At 53.5% G+C, this 16157-nt stretch carries 15 protein-coding genes; 10 read left to right on the forward strand and 5 right to left on the reverse strand.

From position 1 onward, the window contains the following. Nucleotides 1-1161: a cystathionine gamma-synthase gene (gene metB / locus ACQ0PY_RS23205; protein WP_109739604.1), complete on the reverse strand. Its 1161-nt coding sequence runs from the start codon at nucleotides 1159-1161 to the stop codon at nucleotides 1-3. Nucleotides 1162-1438: 277 nt separating this feature from the next. Between metB and metJ the strand changes: the two genes are divergently transcribed. Then, nucleotides 1439-1756, forward strand: a complete 318-nt coding sequence (gene metJ, locus ACQ0PY_RS23210; protein ID WP_042325599.1) for a met regulon transcriptional regulator MetJ — start codon at nucleotides 1439-1441, stop codon at nucleotides 1754-1756. Between the two features lie 67 nt (nucleotides 1757-1823). Here the strand turns inward: metJ and ACQ0PY_RS23215 are convergent, their stop codons facing one another. From ACQ0PY_RS23215 to rpmE, 3 genes are all read right to left on the reverse strand, one after another. After that, the gene (locus tag ACQ0PY_RS23215; protein WP_109739605.1) at nucleotides 1824-3356 is read right to left on the reverse strand and encodes an MFS transporter; all 1533 of its coding nucleotides are present in this window, start codon (nucleotides 3354-3356) and stop codon (nucleotides 1824-1826) included. A gap of 96 nt (nucleotides 3357-3452) precedes the next feature. Beyond that, entirely contained in the window at nucleotides 3453-4133 is a 681-nt protein-coding gene (locus ACQ0PY_RS23220) for an oligogalacturonate-specific porin KdgM family protein (protein ID WP_042998930.1), read from the reverse strand. A gap of 346 nt (nucleotides 4134-4479) precedes the next feature. Then, entirely contained in the window at nucleotides 4480-4692 is a 213-nt protein-coding gene (rpmE, locus tag ACQ0PY_RS23225; RefSeq protein ID WP_042325590.1) for a 50S ribosomal protein L31, read from the reverse strand. Between the two features lie 202 nt (nucleotides 4693-4894). Here rpmE and priA point away from each other — a divergent pair, with 202 nt between their 5' ends. The 7 genes from priA (at nucleotide 4895) to rraA (ending at nucleotide 12882) form a co-directional block, all read left to right on the forward strand. Beyond that, on the forward strand, nucleotides 4895-7096 hold the full coding sequence (gene priA, locus ACQ0PY_RS23230; protein WP_054176970.1) for a primosomal protein N': 2202 nt from the start codon (nucleotides 4895-4897) through the stop codon (nucleotides 7094-7096). 157 nt (nucleotides 7097-7253) lie between these two features. Continuing rightward, nucleotides 7254-8279: a DNA-binding transcriptional regulator CytR gene (cytR, locus tag ACQ0PY_RS23235; protein WP_044257471.1), complete on the forward strand. Its 1026-nt coding sequence runs from the start codon at nucleotides 7254-7256 to the stop codon at nucleotides 8277-8279. Between the two features lie 85 nt (nucleotides 8280-8364). Then, complete coding sequence (gene ftsN, locus ACQ0PY_RS23240) at nucleotides 8365-9345, forward strand: cell division protein FtsN (protein WP_042998927.1); 981 nt, start codon at nucleotides 8365-8367, stop codon at nucleotides 9343-9345. A 91-nt stretch (nucleotides 9346-9436) separates the two neighbouring features. Next, nucleotides 9437-9967 (forward strand): ATP-dependent protease subunit HslV, encoded by a 531-nt coding sequence (gene hslV, locus ACQ0PY_RS23245; RefSeq protein WP_044257469.1) that lies wholly within the window; start codon nucleotides 9437-9439, stop codon nucleotides 9965-9967. Nucleotides 9968-9976: 9 nt separating this feature from the next. Continuing rightward, complete coding sequence (hslU, locus tag ACQ0PY_RS23250) at nucleotides 9977-11308, forward strand: ATP-dependent protease ATPase subunit HslU (protein WP_044257468.1); 1332 nt, start codon at nucleotides 9977-9979, stop codon at nucleotides 11306-11308. 66 nt (nucleotides 11309-11374) lie between these two features. Beyond that, entirely contained in the window at nucleotides 11375-12304 is a 930-nt protein-coding gene (gene menA / locus ACQ0PY_RS23255; protein WP_042998925.1) for a 1,4-dihydroxy-2-naphthoate polyprenyltransferase, read from the forward strand. Between the two features lie 92 nt (nucleotides 12305-12396). Further along, nucleotides 12397-12882, forward strand: coding sequence for a ribonuclease E activity regulator RraA (gene rraA, locus ACQ0PY_RS23260; protein ID WP_042998924.1), 486 nt, complete (start codon nucleotides 12397-12399; stop codon nucleotides 12880-12882). A 221-nt stretch (nucleotides 12883-13103) separates the two neighbouring features. Here the strand turns inward: rraA and zapB are convergent, their stop codons facing one another. After that, nucleotides 13104-13349 carry a septal ring assembly protein ZapB gene (zapB, locus tag ACQ0PY_RS23265; RefSeq protein ID WP_090050665.1) on the reverse strand — a complete coding sequence of 82 codons (246 nt, stop codon included), beginning with the start codon at nucleotides 13347-13349 and terminating at the stop codon, nucleotides 13104-13106. Between the two features lie 388 nt (nucleotides 13350-13737). Here zapB and glpF point away from each other — a divergent pair, with 388 nt between their 5' ends. Beyond that, nucleotides 13738-14583, forward strand: a complete 846-nt coding sequence (glpF, locus tag ACQ0PY_RS23270; protein ID WP_042998923.1) for a glycerol uptake facilitator protein GlpF — start codon at nucleotides 13738-13740, stop codon at nucleotides 14581-14583. 22 nt (nucleotides 14584-14605) lie between these two features. Beyond that, nucleotides 14606-16114, forward strand: a complete 1509-nt coding sequence (glpK, locus tag ACQ0PY_RS23275) for a glycerol kinase GlpK (RefSeq protein ID WP_044257467.1) — start codon at nucleotides 14606-14608, stop codon at nucleotides 16112-16114. The last annotated feature ends 43 nt before the right edge of the window (nucleotides 16115-16157 follow it).

Here is a 16157-nt window from a genome sequence, read left to right on the forward strand (position 1 = left end):
TTACCCCTTGTTTGCAGCCCGGAAGCCATTTTCCAGGTCGGCAATTAAATCTTCGCCATCTTCAATACCCGTGGAGATACGCAGCAGCGTCTCGGAGATCCCGGCGGCCGCACGCGCTTCTGGCGCCATGCCAGCATGCGTCATCGTTGCGGCGTGAGAGATTAAGCTTTCCACTCCCCCTAAAGATTCCGCCAGCGTAAACAACGACAGCCCACTCAGGAAACGACGCAGCGTCTGCTCATCGCCATCCAGTTCAAAACTCAACATTGCGCCAAAGCCTTTCTGCTGCCGCGCGGCAATGTCATGCCCCTGATTTTCTGGCAGCGACGGATGATACAGCTTTTTCACCAGCGGCTGGGTTTGCAGGTAATCGACGATCGCCTGTGCATTACGCTGCGCCACTTCCATGCGCGGCGACAGCGTACGCAGCCCGCGCAGCAGCAGGTAGCTGTCAAACGCGCTGCCGGTCACGCCGATATTATTCGCCCACCAGGCCAGTTCGGTGACGATTTTCGGATCTTTGGCTATCACCACGCCCGCCACGACGTCAGAGTGACCATTCAGATATTTCGTGCATGAATGCAACACCAGATCGGCGCCCAATGCCAGCGGATTTTGCAGCGCCGGGCTTAAAAAAGTGTTATCGACAACGCTGACGGCCCCGGCTTCACGTGACAGTTGACAGATTTTCGCAATATCCACCACGCGTAACAGCGGATTACTCGGACTTTCTACCAGCACCAGTTTAGGTTTTTCTGCCAGCGCGGCCTGCAACGCCTGCTCATCTCCCTGATCGACAAAGTGCACGCGATAGCATCCGCGCTTCGCCAGGCTGTCAAACAGGCGGTAGCTGCCGCCGTAGCAGTCATGTGGCGCAACCAGCAGATCTCCGGGCTTCAGGAACACGGTCGTCACCAGATGAATCGCCGACATACCGGTATTGGTCAGTACCGCACCCGCACCGCCTTCCAGTTCGGCCAGCGCACGCTGAACCACATCGCGCGTCGGGTTACCGCGACGGGAGTAGTCATGGACGCGCGGCTCATTAAAACCGGTAAAATTATAGGTACTGGAAAGGTGAATCGGCGGAACGACGCAACCGTACTGTTCGTCGTCATTTAACCCGCTACGCACTGCGATGGTGGCCTGTTTACGCGTCATGTTAGGGTGTTCCTGAGCTGAGTCGATGAAAAGTCAGGTCCCAGAGTAAACAGGTTCACAATAGACGTCAATACATCTGGACATCTAAACTTCTTTGCGTATAGATTGAGCAAACTGGAAATAGCCGTTAAAATTATCTGCATTAGCGCACAACTACAGGTGCTTAATCCGTGTCACGGTATCGCCTGTACGGTAAACTATGCGGAATTACGGCGAGTAGGCATACTAATAGTATGGTCTTGCCCCATATTAATGACGAAGAGGATTAAGGTATCTCATGGCTGAATGGAGCGGCGAATATATCAGCCCATACGCTGAGCACGGTAAGAAGAGTGAGCAAGTAAAGAAAATTACGGTTTCCATTCCTCTGAAGGTGTTAAAAATCCTCACCGATGAACGCACGCGTCGTCAGGTGAACAACCTGCGTCACGCCACCAACAGCGAGCTGCTGTGTGAAGCGTTTCTGCATGCTTTTACCGGACAACCCCTGCCAAACGATGCAGACCTGCGCAAAGAGCGTAGCGATGAAATCCCGGAAGCGGCGAAAGAAATTATGCGCGAACTGGGCATCGACCCGGAGACGTGGGAATATTGATGCAGAAAAGAGCAGAAGCCACGCTTCTGCTTTTTTTCATGGTGATTATCGGTTTGGCTCTCTCGGATCAGGCTGGCTGATGGTACTGCGCCTTCTGCTGGTTTACATAACCAATCGTATTGTTTCCCCACAGCTGTTCGTACGGCATACCAGCCAGCATCTCCACGGTCTGGCGCGCCTGAGGTGTGATCGCGTCCGGGGTAATCCCTCCGGCCTGACGCATTTTCAGTGTCTCTTCGCGCAGTACTTTGTGCGTTTTCAGGTTTAATCGAAAACGCAGTGAAACCAGGAATCCCATGCAGAGCACCGCCACCGTACCGAAACTCAGAATCAGCATGATGGTATGGCTGACACCCGGCACCTGAGTGGCCTGTCCTGAGACAAAACCGGAATACTGCATCACAATGCCGACCAACATTACGGCACCGGCCTGAGACGCTTTGCGAGTCAGGGTCATGATGCCCGCAAATATCCCCTCGCGACGCTGTCCGGTGATGACCTCATCCACATCCGCAATATAGGTATAAATGTTCCACGGGATATAATTGATGCCGCCGCGCCCCAGACCGGCCACCGCGGAAATCAGCAGCAACAGCGCCGAATTGTCGCTCATCCCGCTATAGTACAGTGCGGAGTATGACAGCGCGCCCAGACCAAACAGCAGCACCACCACACGATACGACGGCGCCGGGCCAAAACGGATACACAGCGGGATCATCGCCATCACGGCGATAAACTGCAGGATCGCCATCGTCCCCATGAGATTGGACGCCAGCGTTGGGCTTTGCATCAGCACGAACACCACGTAATAGGTAAACACGGCGTTAAAAACGTCCTGCGCAATATAGCCGCCGAGATACATCCCGAGATGCAGACGAAAAATTCGAATGCGAAACGTTGAGCTCAGCTCAATCACCAGGCGATGCAGACTCTGCCCCAGAGTCAGCTTTTGCGCCTGCACCGCCAGCTCTTCCGCACTACGTTCACGTTCCCAGGTAAAGATCCAGACGAAAGTCAGCACCACGGCACACATAATGGCGAACACCAGGCTGGCGTAAAAGAAGGAGATGGCATTGTCCTTACCAAAATGGTTCAGCAAAATACCGGGTAAAAAAGCCGCCAGGATCGCTGACAGTTGCGCCATCGCGATACGCGCCCCGGAAAACTTCGTTTTCTGCCTGAAGTCGTCGGTCATTTCCGGAACCAGCGTTTCATAAGGCACCAAAATCATGGTGTAGACCACGTCGAACAACAGATAGGCGGCCAGATAATACCAGTAGCTCATTCCCTCCATCCACATCAGGCTATAGGAGAAAACGCAGGGAATACCCAGTAAAATAAAGAACTTCCGTCGACCAAATCGTTTTCCCAACCACGTATTGCCAAAGCTATCCGTCAGATATCCCATCAGCGGACTGACCACCGCATCCAAAATTCTCGCCATCGCAAAAATAAACGTCGCCTCTATTGGTGTTAATCCGCAAAAGGTGGTGAAAAAATATAATAACCATGCCGCAGTCAGCGCGGTTGTCCCTGCGCCAAGACAATCACCTGAGCCATAGGCGAGGTAATTCACAAGACCTATTTTTCGCTTATTCATCTGGATTCCCTGATTATTAAGCATGAAGTACGCGCGGCAAAAAAAAAAAAAATACGCTTACCGCACAGGAATATGTCATAGAGAAGAATTTATTAATCAGAAAGTATAACCAATACCAATACGATAACGTGTCTGACGATCGTCGGTTGTCGCTGTATTATAGCCGGAAGAGACGTTACCCACTTCAGCAAAAGGGATCCAGGAACCTATTTTATAGGCAACGCGAAAGTTAAGTTCATAGTCTTCTTTTTTATTATTATATAAATCTTCACTGTCTGCGATTTTATAAATACCGTTCAGTTCAAACATCCAGTCATGAAGGTTATAGCCCAACCAGGCCTCCGGGCGATAAACCATTCGATCATCTCTGCCTTCTGAATTGCGACGAGTATACTCAAAACGATAGCGGAATGCCGTCCACCAGCTATCATTGATATTATATTGCACACGCAAGTACGGCTTATAGATTGCCTGACCTTCATCTGTTTCTATCGCCAGTCCCGGTTGCCAGACAAGGTCTTGCCAGGTGAACTGGTAACTGGCCGTGTACTCGTTACCGTTCGTCTCCATGTTATTAACCGGATGTTTTGGATCCGAATCATCAGAGCGCGAAATCGCTTCTACCGCAACGCCAAATCCACTGGCAAAACGATGGGACATATAAACACGGTCATAGTTACGTCCGTCGTCATAATATTCATGACGATAATCTACGTAGCCAGCATGAGCGGCTCCAGATAATATTGGAATAAGTAATAACGCATATCCACGCTTCATAGCAATCCCTCTCAATAGAATACATCAAAAACAATCTGACCTTATCAACATCACAACGATAAAAATGCAATGATGAAAACAAGGATAATTTTATATTACGAAGTGAAGTTTATTTAAGTGGGAAAGTTAAAACCTTTTAAATTTTGCCAGCAAATAAAAATCATGGCAAAAAAAGGAAGATAAGAGAGACAGACATCACCAACAGAAACAATTTATCGATAAATTAAAAACACCATTTCAATTTGCCGTGGCGTTATTTATTCAAGACATTAATGATATATATGGAACAGATAAATTTCAGAGACAAAAAAAGCGCCAGTCGGCGCTTTTTTTTGACAGCTGAAACTTATTTGCTGCCCGGGATGTTGAAACGCTTGTTGAAGCGGTCAACACGGCCACCGGTTGCAACGTCACGCTGTTTGCCAGTGTAGAACGGGTGGCATTTACCGCACACGTCCAGGTTCAGATCGTGACCAACGGTAGAGCGGATTTTCATGACGTTACCGCAAGAACAGGTAGCAGTAATTTCTTCGTATTTCGGGTGAATATCTTTTTTCATGGGAAACCTCAGTTTAAGGCCGCGTCGCTCTTCCAGCCCTAACGCCAGACACCACGCGATGTTGATAGTATAGTTTGACACAATCAATTTGCATCAAAGGCGGCGAATCATACAGAAATTAGCCCACTCATGCAAACTGATTCGCTCGTCACCCACGACTAATGTGTATACTAACCCGCCAGATTTCAAGTCAGGACGATTTATGCCCGTAGCGCGCGTTGCCTTACCCGTTCCGCTTCCCCGCACCTTTGACTATCTTCTGCCGGAAGGCATGAGCAGCGTCAAGGCAGGATGTCGCGTGCGCGTGCCGTTTGGCAAACAGCAAGAGCGCGTCGGGATCGTGGTTTCGGTCAGCGACAAAAGCGAGCTGCCGCTGAATGAACTGAAAGCGATCGTTGACGTGCTGGATGATGAACCGCTCTTTTCGACCTCTGTCTGGCGTCTGCTGATCTGGGCGGCGGATTATTATCATCATCCCATCGGCGATGTGCTGTTCCACGCTCTGCCCATCCTGTTGCGTCAGGGGAAACCTGCTACCAACGCGCCAATGTGGTACTGGTTTGCCACCGAAGAGGGTCAGGCCATTGATCTCAATAGCCTGAAGCGTTCCCCCAAACAGCAGCAGGCGCTGGCTGCGTTACGGCAGGGGAAAATCTGGCGCGATCAGGTGGCTGCTCTCGAATTCAACGATGGCGCGCTTCAGGCGCTGCGTAAAAAAGGCTTGTGCGAACTGGCGAGCGAAACGCCTGGTTTTAGCGACTGGCGCACAAATTACGCGGTCTGCGGCGAACGTCTGCGCCTGAACACCGAACAGGCCACCGCCGTTGGCGCCATTCACAGTGCGTCAGACAGTTTCTCCGCCTGGCTGCTGGCCGGGGTGACAGGCTCAGGTAAAACCGAAGTTTACCTGAGCGTACTGGAAAACGTCCTCGCGCAGGGTAAACAGGCGCTGGTAATGGTGCCGGAAATTGGCCTGACGCCGCAAACCATCGCCCGCTTTCGCGAACGTTTCAACGCGCCGGTGGAAGTGCTGCACTCCGCTCTCAACGACAGCGAACGCCTCTCTGCCTGGCTGAAGGCGAAAAACGGCGAAGCCGCGATCGTCATTGGCACCCGTTCCTCCTTATTTACACCGTTTAAAAATCTTGGCGTGATCGTGATCGATGAAGAACACGACAGTTCCTATAAACAGCAGGAAGGCTGGCGCTACCATGCCCGCGATCTGGCGGTCTGGCGCGCCCATAGTGAACGCATCCCGATTATCCTCGGTTCGGCAACGCCGGCGCTTGAGACGCTTTGCAATGTCAGGCAGAAAAAATACCGCATGCTGCGCCTGACGCGTCGTGCCGGAAACGCACGCCCCGCCACTCAGCATGTACTCGATTTAAAAGGTCAACAGGTACAGGCAGGCCTGGCACCGGCGTTAATCGCCCGTATGCGCCAGCATTTACAGGCCGATAACCAGGTAATTTTATTCCTCAACCGCCGGGGTTTTGCGCCTGCGTTGCTTTGCCACGACTGCGGCTGGATTGCAGAGTGTCCGCGTTGCGATCACTACTACACCCTGCACCAGGCGCAGCACCACTTGCGCTGCCACCACTGCGACAGTCAGCGCCCGGTGCCGCGTCAGTGCCCCTCCTGCGGCTCCACGCATATGGTGCCGGTCGGGTTAGGCACCGAGCAGCTTGAACAAGCCTTAGCCCCCTTCTTTCCCGGCGTGCCGATTTCCCGCATTGACCGCGACACCACCAGCCGAAAAGGATCGCTTGAGCAACATCTGGCGGAAGTCCATCGCGGCGGCGCAAGGATCCTGATCGGCACCCAGATGCTGGCAAAAGGTCACCACTTCCCTGATGTGACGCTGGTTGCGCTGCTGGATGTGGATGGCGCGTTGTTCTCCGCAGACTTCCGCTCGGCGGAGCGCTTTGCCCAACTTTATACTCAGGTGTCCGGACGCGCAGGACGCGCAGGCAAACAGGGGGAAGTGGTTTTGCAGACTCACCATCCGGAACATCCGCTGCTGCAAACTCTGTTGCATAAAGGCTATGACGCGTTTGCCGAACAGGCGCTGGCCGAACGCCAAACGATGCAACTGCCGCCGTGGACCAGCCACGTCATCGTGCGTGCTGAAGATCATAATAATCAGCAGGCTTCACTGTTTTTGCAGCAGCTGCGTAATCTGATCCAGGCCAGCCCGCTGGCAGATGACAAGCTCTGGGTGTTAGGCCCCGTTCCGGCGCTGGCGCCGAAGCGCGGCGGACGCTATCGCTGGCAGATTTTATTGCAACATCCATCACGAATTCGTTTGCAACATATCGTCAGCGGAACGCTCGCGCTCATCAATACCTTACCGGATTCACGCAAGGTGAAATGGGTGCTGGATGTCGATCCTATTGAGGGATAACCCCCTCACGATGCGAGGCGGATCGTAAAATTTAACACCCATCACACTTTTTATGAAAATTCTGTAACCGTTTCCATTCGCTATCTGATAAAAATGTTTCCGATGTGAATTTAAACAGGGATTGTGCTGCGCCGGATTTCCCAGGCGAGGAGAAAGAGTGAAACCGAATAAGCAGGTTGCTGCCGCTACAATGAAAGATGTTGCCATGAAGGCGAAAGTCTCAACGGCAACCGTGTCTCGCGCGCTAATGAACCCGGATAAAGTCTCTCAGTCCACCCGAAACCGGGTTGAACAGGCAGCTGTAGAGGTCGGGTATTTACCGCAGGCGGCGGGACGCAACGTTAAACGTAATGAATCGCGAACCATCCTGGTGATTGTTCCGGATATTTGCGATCCCTTCTTTAGCGAACTGATCCGTGGGATCGAGGTCACCGCCGCCAGTCATGGCTATCTGGTGCTGATCGGCGATTGTGCGCATCAGAACCAGCAGGAAAAAACCTTCGTCAATTTGATCATCACCAAGCAAATTGATGGCATGCTGCTGCTGGGCTCTCGTCTGCCGTTTGACGCCAGTATTGAAGAGCAGCGCAATCTGCCGCCGATGGTGATGGCGAACGAGTTTGCGCCGGAACTGGAACTGCCTACCGTCCATATCGATAACCTGACCGCCGCCTTCAATGCCGTGAACTACCTGCATGAGCTGGGACATCAGCGCATTGGCTGTATTGCCGGGCCGGAAGAAATGCCGCTGTGTCATTACCGCTTGCAGGGCTACGTGCAGGCGCTGCGTCGTTGCGGTATTACCGTTGATCCGCACTATATCGCCCGTGGGGATTTTACCTACGAAGCTGGCGGCAATGCGCTTAAACAACTGTTCGACTTGCCGCAACCACCGACAGCGGTATTCTGTCATAGCGATGTCATGGCGCTTGGCGCTCTCTCATGGGCCAAACGCCAGGGCATCAACGTCCCGGATGACCTGTCGATTATTGGTTTCGACAACATCGCCCTGGCGGAGTTTTGCGATCCGCCGCTGACCACCGTTGCGCAACCGCGTTTCGAAATTGGTCGCGAAGCGATGCTGTTGCTGCTTGACCAAATTCAGGGGCAAAATGTCAACAGCGGCTCGCGTTTAATGGATTGTGAGTTAATCCTTCGGGGTACGACGCGCGCCTTAACGTAAACCTTTCAGACACCGTGTCTGGTCAAAGGCCCGCCGCTTAAGTAACATGGCGGGCTGACGAACGAATCAATACAGCGAAACGATAGTGGCACAACGAGATTATGTACGTCGCGGCCAACCGGCACCTTCGCGGCGCAAAAAGAGCACCTCACGGAAAAAGCAACGCAACACGTCTGCGGTATCGCCCGCAATGGTCGCCATTGCCGCCGCCGTGCTTGTGGCCTTTATCGGTGGTCTGTACTTCATTACGCATCATAAAAAAGAAGAATCCGAAACGTTGCAGGGTCAGAAAGTGACCGGCAACGGGCTGCCGCCAAAGCCGGAAGAGCGCTGGCGCTATATTAAAGAGCTGGAAAGCCGTCAGCCGGGCGTACGTGCGCCCACAGAACCGTCAGCCGGTGGTGAAGTCATGAAGCCGGATCAACTGACTGAAGAACAGCGTCAGTTACTTGCGCAAATGCAGGCCGACATGCGCCAGCAACCGACGCAGCTCAACGAAGTGCCGTGGAACGAGCAGACACCGGCACAACGTCAGCAAACGTTGCAGCGCCAGGCTCAGCAACGTCAGGTTGAGCAACAGCAGCAGTGGAACAGCACGCCGCCGGTTCAACAGCCGCGTACGCAGCCACAGACGCAAACGCGTACTGCGCAAACGGCGCCAGTGCAGCAGCCGTCGAAGCCTGCCACGCAGACGCAGAAACCCGCTGCGACGTCGCAACCGTACCAGGATCTGCTGCAGACCCCGGCACACACCACGGCATCGCAGCCAAAAACACAGCCAGCCGCACCGGTTGAGCGCGTGCCAGAGGCGCCGAAGCCGACGACAGAGAAGAAAGACGAACGTCGCTGGATGGTACAATGTGGATCGTTTAAAGGCGCAGAACAGGCAGAAACCGTGCGTGCACAGTTAGCTTTCGAAGGCTTTGACTCCAAAATCACCACCAATAATGGCTGGAACCGCGTGGTCATCGGGCCGGTGAAAGGCAAAGAGAATGCCGACAGCACCATTAGCCGTCTGAAGATGGCAGGTCACACAAACTGTATTCGACTCGCCTCCGGGGGTTGAAACCCCCAAAATCCCCCCCATCTATACTTGCATTATGCCCCGCACACCATGCGGGGCTTGTATTCTGCATTTGTAACCAAGGGGTCTGCTCGTGACAACAATAGTAAGCGTACGCCGTAACGGCCAGGTGGTTATCGCCGGTGATGGTCAGGCCACACTGGGTAACACCGTCATGAAAGGCAACGTGAAGAAAGTGCGTCGTCTGTACAACGACAAAGTCATTGCTGGCTTTGCGGGCGGTACGGCGGATGCGTTCACGCTGTTCGAACTGTTTGAGCGCAAGCTGGAAATGCATCAGGGACATCTGGTTAAAGCCGCCGTTGAGCTGGCGAAAGACTGGCGTACCGATCGCATGCTGCGCAAACTTGAAGCGCTGTTGGCGGTCGCGGATGAAACCGCCTCCCTCATCATCACCGGTAACGGTGACGTCGTGCAGCCGGAAAACGATCTGATTGCCATCGGCTCCGGCGGTCCCTACGCCCAGGCTGCGGCACGTGCTCTGCTGGAAAACACCGAGCTCGGCGCTCGCGACATTGCTGAAAAAGCGTTGGATATTGCAGGTGATATCTGCATTTACACCAACCATTTCCATACCATTGAAGAATTACCGTCTAAAGCGTAAGGATCTCCCATGTCTGAAATGACCCCACGCGAAATCGTCAGCGAACTGAACAAGCACATCATCGGCCAGGATAACGCCAAGCGTTCCGTGGCGATTGCACTGCGTAACCGCTGGCGCCGCATGCAGCTCGACGAAGAGCTGCGCCATGAAGTTACACCGAAAAACATTCTGATGATCGGCCCAACCGGTGTCGGTAAAACCGAAATCGCCCGTCGTCTGGCAAAGCTTGCCAACGCGCCGTTCATTAAAGTGGAAGCAACAAAATTCACCGAAGTGGGTTATGTCGGTAAAGAAGTCGACTCTATCATCCGCGATCTGACCGATGCCGCCATTAAAATGGTTCGCGTCCAGGCGATCGAAAAGAACCGCTATCGTGCGGAAGAGATGGCAGAAGAGCGCATTCTTGATGTGCTGATCCCACCGGCGAAAAATAACTGGGGCCAGGCGGAGCAACAGTCTGAACCGTCCGCTGCGCGTCAGGCGTTCCGTAAAAAACTGCGTGAAGGCCAGCTCGACGATAAAGAAATCGAGATCGATCTTGCCGCCGCACCGATGGGCGTGGAAATCATGGCGCCTCCGGGAATGGAAGAGATGACCAGCCAACTGCAGTCCATGTTCCAGAACCTGGGTGGACAGAAGCAGAAAGCGCGTAAGCTGAAAATCAAAGACGCGATGAAGCTGCTGATTGAAGAAGAAGCGGCCAAACTGGTGAACCCGGAAGAGCTGAAACAGGAAGCTATCGACGCCGTTGAGCAGCATGGGATCGTGTTTATCGACGAAATCGACAAAATCTGTAAGCGCGGCGAATCCTCGGGTCCGGACGTGTCCCGTGAAGGCGTACAGCGCGACCTGCTGCCGCTGGTTGAAGGCTGCACCGTCTCGACCAAACACGGTATGGTCAAAACCGACCACATTTTGTTTATCGCCTCTGGCGCATTCCAGGTGGCAAAACCGTCCGATCTGATCCCGGAACTGCAGGGTCGTCTGCCGATTCGCGTAGAGCTGCAGGCGCTGACTACCAGCGACTTCGAACGTATTCTGACGGAACCTAACGCTTCTGTTACCGTGCAGTACAAAGCGCTAATGGCGACCGAAGGCGTCAACATTGAGTTTACGGAATCCGGTATCAAGCGTATTGCTGAAGCAGCATGGCAGGTTAACGAGACCACCGAAAACATCGGTGCCCGTCGTCTGCACACCGTTCTGGAGCGTCTGATGGAAGATATTTCCTATGATGCGAGCGATTTGAACGGTCAAAGCATAACAATTGATGCGGATTATGTGAGCAAACATCTGGATGCGCTGGTCGCAGATGAAGATCTGAGCCGTTTTATCCTATAATCGCGTTCACTGCATTTTCATCATTGTTGATGGGGCTGAAAGGCCCCATTTTTATTGGCGCTAAATATGACTGAACAACAACAAATTAGCCGCTCCCAGGCCTGGCTGGAAAGTTTACGACCCAAGACTCTACCGCTCGCCTTCGCGGCGATCATCGTCGGTACTGCCCTGGCATGGTGGCAGGGATATTTTGATCCGCTGGTCGCCTTGCTGGCGCTCATTACGGCAGGGCTTCTGCAAATCCTGTCAAATCTCGCCAACGACTATGGTGATGCCGTTAAAGGCAGTGATAAGCCGGATCGCATTGGGCCGCTGCGTGGGATGCAAAAAGGGGTGATCACCCAACAGGAGATGAAGCGCGCGCTGATCATCACCGTGGTACTCATTTGCGTGTCCGGTCTGTCGCTGGTTGCGGTGGCGTGCCGCACGCCGGCGGATTTTGTCGGCTTCCTGGTGCTTGGCGTACTGTCGATCATTGCCGCCATCACCTATACCGTGGGCAATCGTCCTTATGGCTACATCGGTCTGGGCGATATTTCCGTGCTGGTCTTCTTTGGCTGGCTGAGCGTGATGGGGAGTTGGTATCTGCAGGCGCATACACTGATCCCGGCGTTAATCCTTCCAGCTACCGCCTGCGGTCTGCTGGCCACCGCCGTGCTTAACATCAATAACCTGCGCGATATCAACAGTGACCGGGAAAACGGCAAGAACACGCTGGTTGTCCGCCTCGGCGCCGTAAATGCCCGTCGTTACCACGCTTGCTTGTTGATAGGCACGCTGATCTGCCTGGCGCTGTTTAACCTGCTTTCGCTGCAAAGTCCGTGGGGTTGGTTGTTCCTGCTGGCCGCACCGGTACTGGTAAAACAGGCGCGTTACGTGATGCGCCAGATGGAACCAGCAGCGATGCGCCCTATGCTTGAACGTACGGTAAAAGCCGCGTTGCTGACTAACCTGCTGTTTGTTGTCGGGATTTTCTTAAGTCAGTGGGCGAGATAACTGACAAATATCAATTAACAATTGATGATTTTGCCAACAGTACGCATAGCGCGATATACTAAAAATTCTCGCAGCAACTGAACGTTAAGCCTATGAAATACGATACTTCCGAGCTTTGTGACATCTATCAAGAAGATGTCAACGTCGTGGAACCACTGTTCTCTAACTTTGGAGGACGGTCGTCGTTTGGCGGACAAATCGTCACGGTGAAATGTTTCGAGGACAACGGGTTGCTGTACGATCTGCTCGAACAAAATGGCCGTGGTCGCATTCTGCTGGTCGATGGCGGCGGTTCTGTCCGTCGTGCGCTGGTCGACGCCGAACTGGCGCGTCTGGCTGTACAAAATGAATGGGAAGGCCTGGTCATCTACGGCGCGGTGCGTCAGGTAGACGATCTGGAAGAGCTGGACATCGGCATTCAGGCGATTGCCGCGATTCCGGTAGGTGCAGCAGGCGAAGGGATTGGGGAAAGCGATGTCCGCGTCAATTTCGGCGGCGTGACCTTCTTCTCCGGCGACCATCTGTACGCCGATAACACCGGAATCATCCTCTCCGAAGACCCGCTCGATATCGAGTGATCGAAAAAGGCACCGTAAGGTGCCTTTTTTATTGGTTATCGCGGGCTACTGGATGGCGGCTTGCGCCTTATCCGGCCTACAAGCTACTTGCTCAGGAATCCTCTAAAGATTTCGCGTTAGGGCAAGGCGGCAAGCGAATGAATCCCCAGGAGCGTAGTAAACTACGTGACCGGGGTGAATACGCGCAGCCAACGCCGCCATAACGTGAAAGATGACGAGGATTAGACTTCTTCCATGCGGCCCAGCAATGCCTGCAAACGATCCTGCCAGCCATTCTGCTGTTCTTTCAGAGACTGATTTTCGCGCTCGAGCTCTTCACGGCTGTGCTGTGCAGATTGCACTTCCTGCGCCAGCGAGCTGTTCTTCTCTTTCAGCTCTTCAATTTCCATCTGCAACAAGGTGATGGTATCAATCGCCTGCTGTACTTTTGCTTCCAGTTTCTCAAACACTTCTAAAGACATGGTCATACTCTCCTGAATTGCAAGGCGACGCTTCACGTGAACGCGCACAATATATAGTGCCGATTGTATGAAGCCCCGCTCTCCCTGTCCAGCGGCATCCCGCGCTGATTGCGGTTTGCAACACTTTTCAGTCGACTCTTACAGACATCGACGGCCTAACCCTTAAGTGTTAACGCTTTGGTTAATGAAATGATTCAGCTCACACTATTTTTGTATAACAAAACGCGCCTCATGGCGCGAAAACGCTCATTTTATTGACGGAGTACACACATTTTAAGTTCGATATTTCTCGTTTGTGCTCGTTAACGATAAATTAACAGTGTGCCTACAGGGCATCGCGGACGTCAGTGATCTCCTCGCATACAATAAACATTAAACTCTTCAGGATCCGATTATGAGTCAAACATCAACCTTAAAAGGCCAGTGCATTGCTGAATTCCTCGGTACCGGGTTGTTGATTTTCTTCGGTGTGGGGTGCGTCGCTGCGCTTAAAGTCGCGGGTGCGTCTTTTGGACAGTGGGAAATCAGCGTCATCTGGGGATTGGGGGTAGCCATGGCTATCTACCTGACCGCAGGGGTGTCTGGCGCACATCTCAACCCGGCAGTCACTATCGCGTTGTGGCTGTTTGCGTGTTTCGACAAGCGCAAAGTTGTTCCTTTTATCCTTTCTCAATTTGCCGGTGCCTTTTGCGCAGCGGCGTTAGTTTACGGGCTTTACTACAATCTTTTCGCCGACTTCGAACAAACGCACCACATTGTACGTGGCAGCATTGAGAGTGTTGATCTGGCCGGCACTTTCTCAACGTATCCCAACCCACATATCAATTTTGTGCAGGCCTTCGCGGTTGAAATGGTGATTACCGCTATCCTGATGGGGCTTATTCTGGCGCTGACTGATGACGGTAACGGTGTACCGCGTGGCCCGCTGGCTCCTTTGTTGATTGGTTTACTGATTGCGGTTATCGGCGCATCCATGGGCCCACTGACCGGGTTTGCGATGAACCCGGCACGTGACATCGGTCCGAAAGCGTTCGCCTGGCTTGCAGGCTGGGGTAATGTCGCCTTCACCGGTGGCAAAGATATTCCTTACTTCCTGGTGCCGCTGTTTGGCCCCATCGTTGGTGCTATTTTGGGCGCTTTCGCCTATCGCAAGCTGATCGGTCGCCATTTGCCGTGCGATATCTGTGCCGTGGAAGAGAAGGAAACCACGACCACTTCACAACAAAAAGCTTCGCTGTAATGTGACTACGGGACAAATAATTATGACTGAGAAAAAATATATCGTTGCGCTCGACCAGGGAACCACCAGCTCCCGCGCCGTCGTGATGGATCATGATGCCAATATCGTAAGCGTCTCACAGCGCGAATTTGAGCAGATCTACCCGAAAGCAGGCTGGGTAGAACACGACCCGATGGAAATCTGGGCAACGCAGAGCTCTACCCTGGTGGAAGTCCTGGCGAAAGCGGACATCAGTTCCGATCAGATTGCAGCTATCGGGATTACTAACCAGCGTGAAACGACCATCGTCTGGGAACGTGAGACCGGTAAACCTATCTATAATGCGATTGTCTGGCAGTGCCGTCGTACCGCGGATATCTGCGAACATCTGAAGCGCGATGGCATGGAAGAGTACATCCGCAATAACACGGGTCTGGTCATTGACCCGTATTTTTCCGGCACCAAAGTGAAGTGGATCCTCGACCACGTCGAAGGCTCTCGTGAGCGCGCACGTCGCGGCGAACTGCTGTTCGGTACCGTTGATACCTGGCTTATCTGGAAAATGACCCAGGGACGCGTACACGTAACGGATTACACCAACGCCTCGCGTACCATGCTCTTCAACATCCACACGCTGGACTGGGACGACAAGATGCTGGATGCGCTGGATATTCCACGCGCCATGCTGCCGGAAGTGCGCCGTTCTTCCGAGGTCTACGGTCAGACCAACATCGGCGGTAAAGGCGGCACGCGTATTCCGATCTCCGGTATCGCCGGTGACCAGCAGGCTGCACTGTTCGGCCAGCTGTGCGTGAAGGAAGGGATGGCGAAAAACACCTACGGTACCGGCTGCTTTATGCTGATGAACACCGGCGAAAAAGCGGTGAAATCCGAAAACGGCCTGTTGACCACCATCGCCTGCGGCCCGACCGGGGAAGTGAACTATGCGCTGGAAGGCGCTGTGTTTATGGCGGGCGCTTCTATTCAGTGGCTGCGTGATGAAATGAAGCTCATCAGCGACGCCTTCGATTCCGAGTATTTCGCGACCAAAGTGAAGGACACTAACGGCGTGTACGTCGTCCCCGCCTTCACCGGCCTGGGCGCGCCGTACTGGGACCCGTATGCGCGTGGCGCGATCTTCGGTTTGACCCGTGGTGTGAACGCCAACCACATCATCCGTGCAACGCTGGAATCTATTGCCTACCAGACCCGCGACGTACTGGAAGCGATGCAGGCAGACTCCGGCATTCGCCTGCACGCCCTGCGCGTGGACGGTGGCGCGGTCGCCAACAACTTCCTGATGCAGTTCCAGTCTGACATTCTTGGCACGCGCGTTGAGCGTCCGGAAGTGCGTGAAGTCACGGCGTTGGGTGCGGCCTACCTGGCCGGTCTGGCAGTCGGTTTCTGGCAGAACCTTGATGAACTGCAGGAAAAAGCGGTCATCGAACGTGAATTCCGCCCTGGCATCGAAACCACCGAGCGTAACTACCGTTACAGCGGCTGGAAGAAAGCGGTCAAACGCGCGCTGGCGTGGGAAGACCACGAAGAGTAATCGCGAATTGCCGGATAACGATGCGAAAGCGTCTTATCCGGCC

It is taken from the genome of Citrobacter sp. LST-B2 (genome assembly GCF_057983045.1).